This window comes from Pseudomonas sp. B10, assembly GCF_900156235.1.
In the GTDB taxonomy this organism is placed as follows: Bacteria; Pseudomonadota; Gammaproteobacteria; order Pseudomonadales; family Pseudomonadaceae; genus Aquipseudomonas; species Aquipseudomonas siliginis.
The window spans coordinates 1836950-1851154 of the sequence record NZ_LT707063.1; the positions used below are offsets into that span (position 1 = coordinate 1836950).

General features: G+C 61.6%; 15 protein-coding genes. 3 read left to right on the plus strand and 12 right to left on the minus strand.

The window, feature by feature from the left end:
• Nucleotides 1-147: 147 nt before the first annotated feature.
• From murB to BXA01_RS08235, 8 genes are all read right to left on the minus strand, one after another.
• Nucleotides 148-1167, minus strand: coding sequence for a UDP-N-acetylmuramate dehydrogenase (gene murB / locus BXA01_RS08200; protein WP_076563813.1), 1020 nt, complete (start codon nucleotides 1165-1167; stop codon nucleotides 148-150).
• Nucleotides 1164-1628, minus strand: coding sequence for a low molecular weight protein-tyrosine-phosphatase (locus BXA01_RS08205; protein ID WP_076563814.1), 465 nt, complete (start codon nucleotides 1626-1628; stop codon nucleotides 1164-1166). The genes murB and BXA01_RS08205 overlap by 4 nt, the downstream gene beginning before the upstream one ends.
• A complete protein-coding gene (gene kdsB, locus BXA01_RS08210; protein WP_076563815.1) occupies nucleotides 1628-2392 on the minus strand; it encodes a 3-deoxy-manno-octulosonate cytidylyltransferase in 765 nt (254 codons plus the stop codon). The genes BXA01_RS08205 and kdsB overlap by 1 nt, the downstream gene beginning before the upstream one ends.
• On the minus strand, nucleotides 2389-2574 hold the full coding sequence (locus BXA01_RS08215) for a Trm112 family protein (RefSeq protein ID WP_003179363.1): 186 nt from the start codon (nucleotides 2572-2574) through the stop codon (nucleotides 2389-2391). The genes kdsB and BXA01_RS08215 overlap by 4 nt, the downstream gene beginning before the upstream one ends.
• A 23-nt stretch (nucleotides 2575-2597) precedes the next feature.
• Nucleotides 2598-3608 (minus strand): tetraacyldisaccharide 4'-kinase, encoded by a 1011-nt coding sequence (gene lpxK / locus BXA01_RS08220; RefSeq protein WP_076563816.1) that lies wholly within the window; start codon nucleotides 3606-3608, stop codon nucleotides 2598-2600.
• Entirely contained in the window at nucleotides 3608-4036 is a 429-nt protein-coding gene (locus BXA01_RS08225) for an ExbD/TolR family protein (protein WP_041479458.1), read from the minus strand. Before BXA01_RS08225 ends, lpxK begins: the two co-directional genes overlap by 1 nt.
• The gene (locus BXA01_RS08230) at nucleotides 4033-4668 is read right to left on the minus strand and encodes a MotA/TolQ/ExbB proton channel family protein (RefSeq protein WP_016771007.1); all 636 of its coding nucleotides are present in this window, start codon (nucleotides 4666-4668) and stop codon (nucleotides 4033-4035) included. Before BXA01_RS08230 ends, BXA01_RS08225 begins: the two co-directional genes overlap by 4 nt.
• Nucleotides 4669-4769: 101 nt before the next feature.
• A complete protein-coding gene (locus tag BXA01_RS08235) occupies nucleotides 4770-7004 on the minus strand; it encodes a DNA internalization-related competence protein ComEC/Rec2 (protein ID WP_076563817.1) in 2235 nt (744 codons plus the stop codon).
• Nucleotides 7005-7140: 136 nt separating this feature from the next.
• On the opposite strand from BXA01_RS08235, the gene BXA01_RS08240 reads away from it, so the two are divergent.
• A complete protein-coding gene (locus tag BXA01_RS08240) occupies nucleotides 7141-7659 on the plus strand; it encodes a DUF2062 domain-containing protein (RefSeq protein WP_039760200.1) in 519 nt (172 codons plus the stop codon).
• A gap of 139 nt (nucleotides 7660-7798) precedes the next feature.
• Here the strand turns inward: BXA01_RS08240 and BXA01_RS08245 are convergent, their stop codons facing one another.
• From BXA01_RS08245 to BXA01_RS08260, 4 genes are all read right to left on the minus strand, one after another.
• Entirely contained in the window at nucleotides 7799-8578 is a 780-nt protein-coding gene (locus BXA01_RS08245) for an ABC transporter permease (RefSeq protein WP_039760202.1), read from the minus strand.
• On the minus strand, nucleotides 8575-9507 hold the full coding sequence (locus BXA01_RS08250) for an ABC transporter ATP-binding protein (RefSeq protein ID WP_076563818.1): 933 nt from the start codon (nucleotides 9505-9507) through the stop codon (nucleotides 8575-8577). The genes BXA01_RS08245 and BXA01_RS08250 overlap by 4 nt, the downstream gene beginning before the upstream one ends.
• A 133-nt stretch (nucleotides 9508-9640) precedes the next feature.
• Nucleotides 9641-10264, minus strand: coding sequence for a glutathione S-transferase family protein (locus tag BXA01_RS08255; protein WP_076563819.1), 624 nt, complete (start codon nucleotides 10262-10264; stop codon nucleotides 9641-9643).
• A 43-nt stretch (nucleotides 10265-10307) separates the two neighbouring features.
• A complete protein-coding gene (locus BXA01_RS08260) occupies nucleotides 10308-10967 on the minus strand; it encodes a transglutaminase-like domain-containing protein (RefSeq protein WP_076563820.1) in 660 nt (219 codons plus the stop codon).
• 247 nt (nucleotides 10968-11214) lie between these two features.
• Here BXA01_RS08260 and BXA01_RS08265 point away from each other — a divergent pair, with 247 nt between their 5' ends.
• Both BXA01_RS08265 and BXA01_RS08270 read left to right on the plus strand, forming a co-directional pair.
• Nucleotides 11215-13662, plus strand: a complete 2448-nt coding sequence (locus BXA01_RS08265; protein ID WP_076563821.1) for an acyl-CoA dehydrogenase — start codon at nucleotides 11215-11217, stop codon at nucleotides 13660-13662.
• 73 nt (nucleotides 13663-13735) lie between these two features.
• Nucleotides 13736-14143 (plus strand): PA2817 family protein, encoded by a 408-nt coding sequence (locus BXA01_RS08270; RefSeq protein ID WP_039760212.1) that lies wholly within the window; start codon nucleotides 13736-13738, stop codon nucleotides 14141-14143.
• Nucleotides 14144-14205: the final 62 nt, after the last annotated feature.

The following is a 14205-nucleotide window of genomic DNA, read 5'->3' on the forward strand; positions in this document are numbered from 1 at the left end:
GCTAAGTTAACCCAGCATTAACAAAAAAGCCCTGCTTATACAGGGCTTTTTAGCTGCAAGTTTCTAACTACAAGCTGCAAGTAAGAGCGGCAGGTAGCTTATGACGCAGTGCAGCTTGCCGCTCGAAGCTTGAAACTTGCAGCTGCTTCAATACCGATTGGGCTCCATTTCCAGTTCGACATGGAAGCGCTCGGCGATGTCTTTCTGGATACGTTGCGCCAGGTCGAGCAGTTGCAGGCCGGTGGCCGTGCCGTAGTTGACCAGCACCAGCGCCTGCAACTTGTGCACGCCGGCATCGCCATCGCGGAAGCCTTTCCAGCCGGCGCGTTCGATCAGCCAGCCAGCGGCCAGTTTCATCTGCCCATCGGCTTGCGGGTAAGCCACCAGATCCGGGTGCTGCGCTTTGATCTGCGTGACGACAGCGGCGGGCACCAGCGGATTCTTGAAGAAGCTGCCGGCATTGCCGAGCACCGCCGGGTCCGGCAGTTTTTCACTGCGGATGCTGCAGATGGCGCGGCTGACATCGCTGGGCGTCGGCTGCTCGATGCCCTGCTCGCTCAGGCGCTGACGGACCGGGCCGTATTCCAGATGCAGGTGCGCTGCGCGATCAAGCTTGAAGCGCACCCGCAGGATCAGCCAACGTCCCGGCTGCTGCTTGAACAGGCTGTCGCGGTAGCCGAAGTTGCAGTCTTCCAGACTGAAATCACGCAGTTCGCCGCTCTCGCGGTCGAGCGCGGTCAGGCCGGCAAACACGTCCTTGATCTCGACACCATAGGCGCCGATGTTCTGCATCGGCGCGGCGCCGACGGTGCCGGGAATCAGGCTGAGGTTTTCCAGCCCGGCAAAACCCTCGGCCAGCGTGTGCTGCACGAACGGGTGCCACGGTTCGCCCGCTTCCGCCTCGACCACCACGCGACTGCCATCGTCGCTGAGCACGCGGATGCCGCGCGTGGCCATGCGCAATACCAACGCCGGAATATCCGCCGTGAGCAGCAAGTTGCTGCCGCCGCCGATCACCAGCAACGGCACGTCATGGGCCGCGGCATAGGCCAGCGCTTCGCGGACATCGTCATCGCTGCGGGCTTCGGCAAACAGCTGCGCGCGCACATCGACGCCGAACGTATTGAAGGCCAGCAACGATACTTGCGGTTGCACCTGCAAACTCATAAACGGCCCTTCACTTCGATCAGCAACTGGTCGCAGGCCGCTTCGATCAGATCGAGCACCTGCTCGAAACCCTGATCGCCGTCGTAATACGGGTCCGGCACTTCATCGACCAGCCCGGCATAACGACGCAGGAACAGATCCAGCTCGGCCCTGCCGGTGGATGGCTGCAAAGCCTTGAGGTTGCGCAGATTGCTGTTGTCCATGGCGAGAATCAGGTCGTAGCTGGCGAAATCGGCCCGGCTGACCTGCTGCGCGCGTTGCGTCGACAGGTCATAACCGCGCAGTTTCGCCGCCGCCTGGCTGCGCTTGTCCGGCGGGTTGCCGACGTGCCAGTCACCGGTGCCGGCGGAGGCCACTTCGACCACATCTGCCAGCCCGGCTTCACGCAACTTGTGGCGCAACACGCCTTCGGCGGTGGGCGAACGGCAGATGTTGCCCAGGCACACAAACAGAACGCGCATCAGGCCCCCAGCAGGCGACGAACCCGCTCAAGGTCTTCAACGGTGTCGACACCGGTCGGCGGCGCGATCAGCGCGTCGGCAACATGGATGCGCACGCCGTTCCACAAGGCACGCAGTTGCTCGAGGGATTCGGTGTTTTCCAGCCAGCACGGTCCCCAGCTCACGAAGTCGTGAAGGAACCCGGCGCGATAGGCATAAATGCCGATGTGGCGGCGATAGGGCACGCCTTGCGGCAGCTGCTCGCGGCTCTTGGCAAATGCATCGCGAGCCCATGGCAAGGTTGCACGACTGAACGTCAGGGCCAGACCGTTGATATCGCTGGAAACCTTCACAACGTTCGGGTTGAACAGGGTTTCCACGTCTTCGATCGGCTCAGCCAGCGTGGCCATGCGCGCTTCGGTGTGAGCGGCCAGGTTAGCGGCGACCTGATCAATCACGCTTGGCGGAATCAGCGGCTCATCGCCTTGGACGTTGACCACGATCGCGTCAGGCGCAAGGCCCAGTTTAGCCGCGACCTCGGCCAGACGATCGGTGCCGGAGTTGTGATCTTCACGGGTCAGCACCACTTCGGCGCCAAAGCTTTTGCACGCCTCGACGATGCGCGCGTCATCGGTGGCAACCACGACGCGGGTCGCGCTGCTTTTGCTCGCCTGTTCCCAGACATGCTGGATCATCGGCTTGCCGGCAATATCCAGCAACGGCTTGCCCGGCAGACGGGTCGAGGCGAATCGCGACGGGATGACAACGGTGAAGGCTGTGGTCATTTATCCAGACGCTCGTCGGTGGTCAGGGTGCGCGCTTCGCTTTCCAGCATCACCGGGATGCCGTCGCGGATCGGATAGGCCAGGCCGGCGCCCTTGCTGATCAGTTCGGTCTTGTCGGCGCTGAGCTTGAGCGGGCCTTTGCACACGGGGCAAGCGAGGATGTCGAGCAGTTTGGTGTCCATGAACATTCCCAGAAATAAAAGAGTTAAGGCAGCAGACGATCCGGCAACAGGCGCATCAGCTGGGTGTCGAACCAGGCCACAAAGGCCGGCGACGGCACGGCATCGACCGCCAGATACCACCAGTCGGCAGCGGCGAAGGCACGGCACTTCACCGCGTCCTTTTCGGTCATCACCAACGGCAATGACGGGTTGAAATTCAACGCCTGCACGCTGTACTCGGCGTGGTCGGCAAACGCATGCGGGACTGGCCGCCAGTCTAGCGCTTCGAGGGTATTGAAGAAACGTTGCGGATTGCCGATGCCGGCCACCGCATGCAGCGCTTGCCCGGGCGGAAAATGCTCAAGCGACTGACGCTCGCCGCTGCGCAAGTTGACCAGCGCGGTGGGTTGCAGGCGGAAGGCGAAACCATCGTCGCGATCATCAAGGGCACCGTTGAACAGCACGCCATCGACACTTTGCAGGCGCTCGACCGGCTCCCGCAACGGCCCGGCCGGCAGACAGCGCTGGTTGCCCAGGCCCCGTGCGGCGTCGATCAGCACCAGCTCCAGATCCCGCGCGAGGCGATAATGCTGCATGCCGTCGTCGGACAGAATCAGATCCAGCGGTTCGCTGGCGATCAAGGCTTTGACGGCGGCGCTGCGATCAGGATCGATCATCAGCGGCACGCCGGTGCGCTGGACGATCAGCAACGGCTCGTCACCGGCAATCTCGGCGCTGTGCTCGGCCTCAACCCGCCACGGCAGTTGCGGCGGTTTGGCGCCGTAACCGCGACTGACCACGCCGACGCGCAGTCCACGGCGTCGGCAATGTTCGATCAGCCAGAGAATCATCGGCGTCTTGCCGGTGCCACCGACGGTGATATTGCCGACCACGATCAGCGGCACGGGCGATTGGTAGATCTCTCCATCACCGTCGAGAAAGCGCTGACGCTTGTTGATCACCACGCGGCGATACAGCATTTCCAGCGGCCGCAGCAGCGTCAGGGCCGGATGCCCCTGATACCACGCGGCGAGCAGGCGATCAGACAGGCTCATCAGGATTTCGGCGCCGCCTCGACCGTGGTCATGCGCAGATGGCTGAAACCGAGCTTGCCGGCCGCGTCCATGGCGGTGATCACCGATTGATGCTGGGCCTTGCCATCGGCACTGATCGACAGCGGCATATTGGTGTCGCCGTTGGATTCTTTCTGCATGGCTTCCATCAGCGTCGGCAGATCATTCTTCGGCAGAATCTTGTTGTTCACCGAGAACACGCCTTCGGCACTGATCGCAACGTCCAGCTGTTTGACCTGCTGATCTTCGGCAGGCGAACCGCTGACCGCTTCCGGCAGATCCACGCGCAACTGGGTTTCGCGGGTGAAGGTGGTAGTGACCACGAAAAACAGCAGCAGGATAAACACCACGTCGATCAGCGACGCGAGGTTGATGTCCACGGTTTCCCGGGGCTTGCGACGGAATTTCACGCTTTGCCCTCGGCCAGATCGACATCACGGTCGCCCTGCACCACTTCCACCAGTTTGATCGCTTCCTGCTCCATGCCGACCACCAGCTCGTCGATACGACGTTGCAGGAAGCGGTGGAAGAACACCGCCGGAATACCGACCATCAGGCCCGCTGCGGTCGTGATCAGCGCTTTGGAAATACCGCCGGCCAGTACCGAAGCATTGGTGGTCATGCCGGACCCGGTGAAGGCACTGAAAATGTCGATCATGCCCAACACGGTACCGAGCAGGCCGAGCAGCGGCGCCATGGCGGCGATGGTGCCGAGGGCGTTGATGTAGCGTTCGAGTTCATGAATGACCCGCGCGGCGGCCTCTTCGATGCACTCTTTCATGATCTCGCGACCATGCTTGGAGTTGGCCAGGCCTGCGGCGAGGATTTCCCCCAGCGGCGAGTTGGCGCGCAATTCCTTGAGTTTTTCCTTGTTGAGCTGCTTGTCCTTGATCCAGACCCAGACCTGACCCAGCAGATGCTCGGGGGTGACGCGACTGGCGCGCAGTGTCCACAGGCGCTCGGCGACGATCGCCATGGCCGCGATGGAACTCAGAATGATCGGCAACATCATCCAGCCGCCGGATTTGACCAATTCCCACACAGTGACAGTCCCCTCGAAAAAGTGCGCCACTTTACCATACCGATCCGCGATTAAGAGCCGCCACCCCGACGACCGTGAGGTGGCACCCATGCTGGCACCGATCAACGGCCAGCCACCGGTGGATCGCGCCAGAAACGCCGCTGTTGCCGCATTGTCCACGGCGGCTTGAAGCTGCCCAGTTGCAGATGAATGGCACCGTGCTCGGCGCTGTCGTAGATGCGCAGACCTTGCTTGCGGTAGCGCGCCAGCACGGTTGGATGCGGGTGACCGAAGGAGTTGCCGTGGCCGCGGGAGATCAGCACCGCTTCGGGCTGCAAGGTTTTGAGCAGCGCCATCGACGATGAACTGCGACTGCCGTGATGGGGCGATTGCAGCCACTGCGTCGGCACGGCCAGCGGGCTGTCGAGCAGGACGCGCTCGGCATGAGTATCGATGTCGCCGGTGAGCAGCAGGCGCTCACCGTTGGCCTCGATCTGCAACACACAGGAACGCTGGTTGCTGTCATCTGCCGCCGACCATTGCCAGAGCTGGAACCGCACGCCGTCCCACTGCCATTGTTCGCCACTTGCGCAGGCTTCGGCGTTCAGCTCCGGCGGCAGGTTTGCCGGATCGCCGCTGACCACGCGGTGCACCTTCAATCCACGCATGACCGCCCGGGCGCCGCCAGCGTGATCGGCGTCAGCGTGGCTGAGCAGCATCAAGTCGAGCGCTTGCACGTTGAGTTTGCTTAACGCTGGCAACACCACCCGCTCGCCGAGATCGAACTCGCCGAAACGCGGGCCGGCGTCATAGAGAAGCGCGTGATGGCGGGTGCGGATGAGAATGGCCAGGCCCTGGCCAACATCGAGTTGCCAGACATCGGCCCGCCCTTCTTCTGTTTGCTCTCGAGGCGGCAATGCCAGAAGCAACAGCAGCGGCCAGCCCAACGGACGCAGCGGCACGCCACGGGGCAACAGCAATAAAATCGCGCCAAGGCTGCCCAGGACCAACGCCCAAAATGGAATGGCGGCCGGTATCCACGCCGGCCATTGCCCGGCAATCAGCGCCAGCCCGATAAACAGCCAGTCGATCAAACCACCGGCCAGCCACAACAGTCCTTCGCCAACATAAGGCACGGGCAGCAATAGCGTGCCGAGCAATGCCGGCGGCAGCACCACGAGGCTGACCCACGGTACCGCCAGCAGATTGGCTACAGGCCCGCTGACGCTGATGGGCAAGCTCAGCGCCAGCAACACCGGGCACAAGCCTATCGCGATCAGCCACTGCGCGCGGGTCCAGGTCTGCCACCACCGCCAGGCCCCCAGCCGACCGCCGAAGGTGAAGATCAACACTGCCACCGCCGCGAAGGACAGCCAGAAACCCGGACGCAAACTGGCCAGCGGATCAAGCAGCAGCACGCCATTGAATGCCAGCAGCAACGGCCACCACGCGCCGAGATGACGAAAACGCAGGCGCCACAGCAGCACCAGCGCCACCATCACGCAGGCGCGCTGCACCGGCACATCGAACCCGGCGAGCAAGCCGTAACCCAGCGCCGCCGCGAATGCCAGGCCACACGCCCACGGCAACCATGGCCAACGCACAGGCCAGATTGCGAAACGCGCCAGCCCGGCGCCCAGCAGATACATCACCGCCGCCAGCAAACCGATGTGCTGGCCGGAGATCACCAGCAAATGCACGGTGCCGGTGTCTTGAAGTACCTGCCAATCCTCGCGACTGAGCCCTGAACCGTCGCCGAGCACCAGCGCTGCCAGCGCGCCCTCGCGTCCTTGCGCATCCACCGCCAGCAGGCGTTGGCGAACGCCGTCGCGCCATGCATGCCGGGCCTCAGCCAAGCGCTGGCCATCCTTGATCGTGCCGGTCGCACCGATCCGTTGCGCCAGCAGCCAGGCCTCGTAATCGAAGGCATCCGGGTTGAGCAGGCCACCCGGGCGCTTCAACTTCACCGCCAGACGCCAACGCTCCCCACCATTGACCGGCGGCCCGGCGTACCAGGCCAGGCGTAGCAGCGATGGCAGCTTTTCGTGGCGCGAACGCGCATCAGCCAGTTCGAAACGCACCACGCCATCGCTGTGTTGCGGTAAGCCGACCACGCGCCCTTCAAGCCAACGGGTTTCGCCGTCCAGGCTCGGTGGCAAGCGGTCATTTAGCGCCCACTGCGCGCCAACGCAGGCCCAGGTAAAGCCAAACAGCAAAAATGCCAATGGATAGCTGCGAAACGGCAGCAACATCAGCGCCACCACCGGCAGCAGCACCAATAAACCGACCGGCGGCAAGGCCCGTAAAAAAACCGGGGCCAGCAGACCGACTGCCAGCGCCATCATCCCTGTGCGCATATGCCCGTCCTTGAGAGTCCCCCCACTAGGCATAGCCGGTCTGCGGCACCACCGTCGTCAACAATTGTCACAAAGTCTGAATGGGCGGTTCGTAGAATCCAGACATACTTGCCGCCTTAACCGACCGAGAAGCCCTATGCCCCGGCGCTTATTCAAACGTTACATGCCCGACCCGACGAGCATCAGGGAACACAAATCCTTACGCTTTCTCGGCACGTTGCTGCATGACCCTAACCTCTGGCATCTCAACCGCCACTCGGTCGCCCGGGCGATGGCGGTCGGCCTGTTTGCGGCGTTCCTGCCGATCCCGGCACAGATGCTGGTGGCGGCGGCATTGGCGGTGATGGTGCGCGGCAATATGCCAATTGCGGTGAGCCTGGTCTGGCTGACCAATCCGATCACCATGCCGGCGGTGTTTTTCTGCACCTACCAAGCCGGGGCGTTCCTGATGGATGTGCCGGCGCGGCATCTGCCGGACGAGCTGACCTGGGAATGGATCAGCGGAGAGCTGTCGACATTGTGGCAGCCGTTTTTATTGGGCTCGGTGGTTGTCGGCCTGGTGCTGGGCGTCCTCGCCTATTTTCTGGTGATGCTGTACTGGCGCTGGTGGGTGGCGCGGCAATGGCGGCGGCGCAAGCAAAGTCGGCAGAAATGAATGCAAAACGGCCTCCGCGATGGGAGGCCGTTTTTTGTTGTGTCTGGGCTGGCCCCTTCGCGAGCAGGCTCGCTCCCACAGAGAACATCATTCCAATGTGGGAGCGAGCCTGCTCGCGAAGAAAGCGACGCGGTCGGGATCAGGTACGCATTCCGCGCCCGCTCACCAGCAACCGCGCACAGCCGAGATACAGCACCACGGTCGCCACCAGCATGAAGGTAATGGCGATGCCGATGCGGATATCCGAGACACCAAGGATGCCGTAGCGGAAGGCGTTGACCATGTGCAGCACCGGGTTGGCCAGCGACACGGTCTGCCAGAACGGTGGCAGCAAAGTGATCGAGTAGAACACGCCGCCAAGGTAAGTCAGCGGGGTCAGCACAAAGGTCGGAATGATCGAAATATCATCGAAGTTGCGCGCAAACACCGCGTTGATAAAGCCCAGCAGCGAGAAGATCGTCGCGGTCAGCACCACTACCAGGATGGTCACGCCGAGGTGATGCACCTGCAAATCTGTGAAGAACAGCGACAGAATCGTCACGATCAGCCCCACCGCCAGACCGCGCAATACGCCACCAATGGTGAAGCCGATCAGGATCGTGTGCGGTGACACCGGCGAAACCATCAGCTCTTCGATCGAGCGCTGGAACTTGCTGCCGAAGAAGCTCGAGACCACGTTGCCGTAGGAGTTGGTGATCACCGACATCATGATCAGCCCCGGCACGATGTACTCCATGTAGGTGAAGCCACCCATGTCGCCGATCTGCCGGCCGATCAGGTTGCCGAAAATCACGAAGTACAGAACCATGGTGATCGCCGGCGGCAGCAACGTCTGCGGCCAGATCCGCATGAAGCGTTTGACCTCGCGGTAGACGATGGTTTGCAGGGCGACGAGGTTGGGACCGAACTCGGAACTCATACCGCCACCTTCGACAGATTTTTCTCCACCAGGGACACGAACAACTCCTCAAGGCGATTGGTTTTGTTGCGCAGGCTCAGCACTTCGATGTTCTGCTGCGCCAACTGGGTGAACAGCGCCGTGATGCCCATGGATTTGTCGACCTGCACTTCCAGGGTGTGGCCGTCGAGCAATCGGGCCGGGTAGCCGAGCAATTGCGGCGCAACGTGCAAGTCGTGTTTCAGGTCGAGCAAAAAGGTTTCCACGTGCAACTGGCCCAGCAACTGTTTCATGCTGGTGTTTTCGACGATGGTGCCGTGGTCGATGATGCCGATGTTGCGGCACAGCTGCTCGGCCTCTTCCAGATAATGCGTGGTCAGGATGATGGTGATGCCCTTCTGATTCAGCTCGGTGAGGAAGGTCCACATCGAACGGCGCAGCTCGATGTCGACGCCCGCAGTCGGTTCATCAAGAATAAGCAGACGCGGTTCGTGCACAAGTGCACGAGCGATCATCAAACGACGTTTCATGCCGCCGGACAGCGAACGCGACGGCACATCGCGCTTGTCCCACAGGCCGAGCTGGGTCAGGTACTGCTCGGCGCGTTCCTTGGCGACTTTCGCCGGAATGCCGTAGTAACCGGCCTGGGTCACGACGATGTCGAAGGTCTTTTCGAACTGGTTGAAGTTGAATTCCTGCGGCACCACGCCGATCGAGCGCTTGAGCGCCGCCGGGTTCTTGTCCAGGTCATGGCCAAAAATATTCACGGTGCCGCTGGTCTTGTTGACCAGGGTCGAGAGAATGCCGATGGTTGTGGATTTGCCGGCGCCGTTGGGGCCGAGCAAGGCGAAAAAGTCACCTTCGGCGACGTCCAGATCGATACCACTCAAGGCCTGGAACCCGTTGCCGTAGGTTTTGGTTAGCTGCCGGATGGACAGAGCGGAACTCATATCGGATTTACGCACCAAGAAGGAAGGAAAGAAGTAAATAAGGGCGGACGGCGAGGGAAACAACCGCGGCGCAAGTTCGCAATGGTGCTTGCCGCCGCCGCACAAGTACAGTCAAGTGTGTCGATAGTAATTATCAAGTCAACGCGGTCATGACCGCTTTCTGGTAGGCCGGACGCTGTTTCAAGCGTTCATACCACGCCTGCAGATGCGGTTGCGGGGCGCGCTCGATGGGCATTTCGAACCAGGCATAAATGAAGCTGCCCAGCGGAATGTCGCCCATGCCGATGTCATTGCCGGAAAGATAGGGCTGGCTGATCAAGGCGTGGTCGGCCATGTTCAGCAGTTCATCGCATTCCTTGATCGCGGCGTTGATCGCCTTCCAGTCCTGCTTCTCGGCAGGCGTGCGCAGCACACCCCAGAACACCGTGCGAAACGGCCCGGCGAAACTCGACGTGGTCCAGTCCATCCATTTGTCCGCCGTGGCGCGGGCTTGCGCATCCGCCGGATACCAGGCGCTGTCTGGGGCGTGTTTGGCCAGCAGATAGCGAACGATGGCGTTGGATTCCCACAGCACGAAACCGTCATCCTCGATCACCGGCACCCGGCCATTGGGGTTCATCGCGCGGTACTCGGGCGTATCGACCACACCGAACGCGCCGCCGGCATCGATGGCCTCGTAAGCCAGGCCCAACTCTTCGGCAGCCCACAATGGCTTTCTGACGTTCGATGAATTTTTTCGTCCCCAGATCTTCAGCATGACCGCCTCTTTGCAAGTGAGTGGACGGCCAGCATACGCCGGATCAGGTGCGACTCAAATCGCTCTGCATATCGCCCAGCAGCACCGGCAGTTGCTCACTGAACAGATGCGGATAGCACTTTTGCAGGTGCTCGAAGAAGAACGTTTCCGGCACATCGGTGAACTGGCCGTGATCGAGCAGATACTCCATCAACTGCGCGCCGTCACGGTTGAACGGGTGGAAAACGCTGTCATTGATGCCGTCGAACTCCAGCGCTGCGACGTTGAACAGCTCGCACAGTTGCTGGTTGAACGCCGGCGTCGCCTTGACCCAGCGGCCGTCGAGAAACAGCTCGGTGTAGCCATGCATGGCGAATACATCGCTTTTCAGCAGCTCGAGCAAACGCGGCGTCGACAAATGATTGCGCACATCGGCCAGACCGATGCGCGCCGGGATCCCGCAATGCCGGGCACAACCGGCGAGCAGCGTAGCTTTCGGCACGCAGTAACTTTCTCCTGCTGCGAGTGCGTAACTGCCACGCAAGGTTTGCGGATCACGGCTGAAGGTGTAGGGGTTGTAGCGCACCGCCTCACGCACGGCGTAATACAGACTGATCGCCTGCTCACGCGGATGGTTGCTGGCGCCGCGATGCTGCTCGGCGAACTCCGCCACTGCCGGGTGGTCACTATCGATGAAGCGGCCGGGGCTCAGATACTCGTGCATGACGGCAATCTCCTGGGTAAGCCACGAGTCTAGCGACAGCCTGAGCACAGAGATAACGACGTTTCGGCCAAACCTGAAAGCAAAGCTGCGCAGCAACGAACGATTTCCCACACGTGTTGCCCACCGAACCTACGAAAACCATCCGGGGTTTCCCACGATTTCAATCACCATGCTCTGACCACCCTTGTTTGCAGATGCCGTCTAAGCTCTGGAGGGTCGATTTGCTTTGGTTCACGGAGGACTGAATATGCTGTTGTTGTGGATACTGGTTTTGATCGTCGGCGTGGCGTATCTCGCCCATCGACGCATCGCCCCGCTGCCCGCGTTGGGCATCGTTGCGGCCTATCTGGTCGCCATGGGGATTTTCAGTCACGCGCCGGGCTGGCTGCTGTTTGTCTTCTGGGTCCTGTTGGCGGTAGTCGCCGCGCCATTGTTGCTGCCTGACCTGCGCCGCAAGCACTTCACCGCGCCGCTGTTCAACTGGTTCCAGAAAACCCTGCCGCCCATGTCGCAGACCGAACGCGACGCAATCGATGCCGGCACCGTATGGTGGGACGGCGAGCTGTTCAGCGGCCGTCCGGACTGGGACAAACTGCTGTCCTATCCCAAGGTGCAACTGACTGAAGAAGAACAGGCTTTCATCGATGGCCCGACCGAAGAACTCTGCGCGATGGTCAGCGACTGGCAGATCGGCCAGTCCATGGACCTGCCGCCCGAGGCCTGGACGCACATCAAGGAACATGGCTTTTTCGCCCTGATCATTCCCAAGGAATACGGCGGCAAAGGCTTCTCGGCCTACGCTCACTCACAAGTGGCAATGAAACTGGCGACGCGCAGTGGCGACCTCGCCTCCACCGTGATGGTCCCGAACTCCCTCGGCCCGGCCGAGCTGCTGCTGCATTACGGCACCGACGAACAACGTAATCACTACCTGCCGCGACTGGCCCGTGGCGACGATATTCCGTGCTTCGCCCTTACTGGTCCGCTGGCCGGTTCCGATGCCGGCGCGATGCCCGACACCGGGATCATCTGCAAAGGCCAGTGGGAAGGACAGGAAGTTATCGGCCTGCGCCTGAACTGGGAAAAGCGCTACATCACCCTCGGCCCGGTCGCTACCCTGCTTGGCCTGGCATTCAAGGCTTATGACCCGGATCACCTGCTCGGTGAGGAAGAGGACCTCGGCATCAGTCTGGCGCTGATCCCGACCGATACCGCAGGAGTGGAAATCGGTCGTCGGCACCTGCCGCTGGGCGCCGCGTTCATGAACGGCCCGAACTCCGGCAAGGACGTGTTCATTCCGCTTGACTACCTCATCGGTGGTCAGGAAATGCTCGGCAAGGGCTGGATGATGCTGATGAACTGCCTGTCAGTCGGGCGTTCGATCTCGCTGCCAGCCGTCGGTACCGGTGCGGCCAAGTTCACCAGTCTGGTCACCGGCCAGTACGCGCAGATTCGCGAGCAATTCAATGTACCGCTGTCCGCGTTCGAAGGCATTCAGGAAGCCATGGCGCGCATCGGCGGCAACGCCTGGATGATGGACGCCGCCCGCATGCTCACCGCCAACGCGGTGGACCTGGGTGAAAAACCATCGGTGCTGTCGGCGATCCTCAAATACCACCTCACCGAACGCGGCCGCGAATGCATCAGCCACGCCATGGATGTGCATGGTGGTAAAGCGATCATCATGGGGCCGAACAACTACCTGGGCCGCAGCTGGAACGGCGCGCCGATCTTCATCACCGTCGAAGGCGCGAACATCCTGTCGCGCAACCTGATGATCTTCGGTCAGGGCGCGATCCGCTGCCATCCATTCGTACTCAAGGAAATGGCCCTCGCCGGTCGCCAGGATAAAGACCAGGCGCTCAAGGAGTTCGATGGCCTGCTGCTCAAGCACATCGGTTTCGCCGTCAGCAATGCGGCCAGCACACTGGTGCTGAACCTCGGCCTTGGCCATTTCGAACATGCGCCGGGTGACAGGATCAGCCAAGGCTACTTCCGCGCGCTGAACCGTCAGGCCGCCGCATTCGCCATGCTCGCCGACTTCAGTATGATGCTCCTGGGCGGCGAACTGAAACGCCGCGAACGTCTGTCGGCACGCCTCGGCGATGTACTGAGCAACCTGTATCTGGCCTCCGCCGCGCTCAAGCGCTATCACGACCTGGATTCGCCGGCGTACATGGAGCCGCTGTTCCGCTGGGCCATGGAAGAAAGTCTCGGCCAGTCGGAGCGTGCGCTGGATGAACTGCTGAGCAACTTCCCGAACAAAGTCATCGGCTGCCTGCTGCGGGTCATTGTCTTCCCGTTTGGTCGCCGTCACAAAGGCCCATCGGACAAACTCGGCGCCGAAGTCGCGGCGGTCATCGGTCGCGCCAAAGGCGATCCGGCCCTCGAAGAACTGCTCGCCGGCTGCTACCGCCCGCAATCGGCGGACGATGCCGTGGGCGCGCTGCAACACGCCAGCGACCTGCTCAACGCCGCGCAACCGCTGCACAAAAAACTCCACACCGCACTGAAGAGCGGCCAGGTCAAACCGGCAGCCGGCGAACACGCCATCGATGCCGCGCTGGAAGCCGGCGTGCTGCAAGCCGTCGAAGCACAAAGCCTGCGCGACGCCGAAGCGGCCCGCCGCAAGGTGATCGACGTCGACGATTTCGCCAAAGAAGAACTGACCCAGGCAGAGGGCAAAGTCCGCTGATCCCGGTTTATGTGAAAAAACGGCGCGAGGGCTTTATACTCCCGCGCCCGTTTTGCTCTTGAGGACTTATCTCGTGTCCAACGTCGTTGCCGATCATCTCGTGTTGCTCGACCACCTGCGCAGTATCCTGGTCGCCGTAGGTGAGGCCGAACAAGTGCCCGAAGAAAGCCATGCCCTGTTCCTCGAGCGCTTCGACGAACTGCTGGCCTCCCTGCCGATCGACCCTATCGAAAGCCAATACCTGGGCCAGGACATCCTCACCCAAGTCATCAGCCGCTACCCGCAAATCGCCCACCTGATCCCACGCGACCTGCTGTGGTTCTTCGCCGGCGACTGCCTGCACTACCTCTCCGACGAAGAAATCGACCTCTACCAGGCCCTCGAAGAACGCCGCTACGAAGCCGAACAGAACGACGAACCGTTTGACTGGAACCAGGAAAAACAACTGCTGGCCATGTCCGCGCAGGACAGCAAGCACTGATATTCGACAGGTAATCAAAAGGCCCGCACTGGTGATTCAGTGCGGGCCTTTTTTTCAAGATC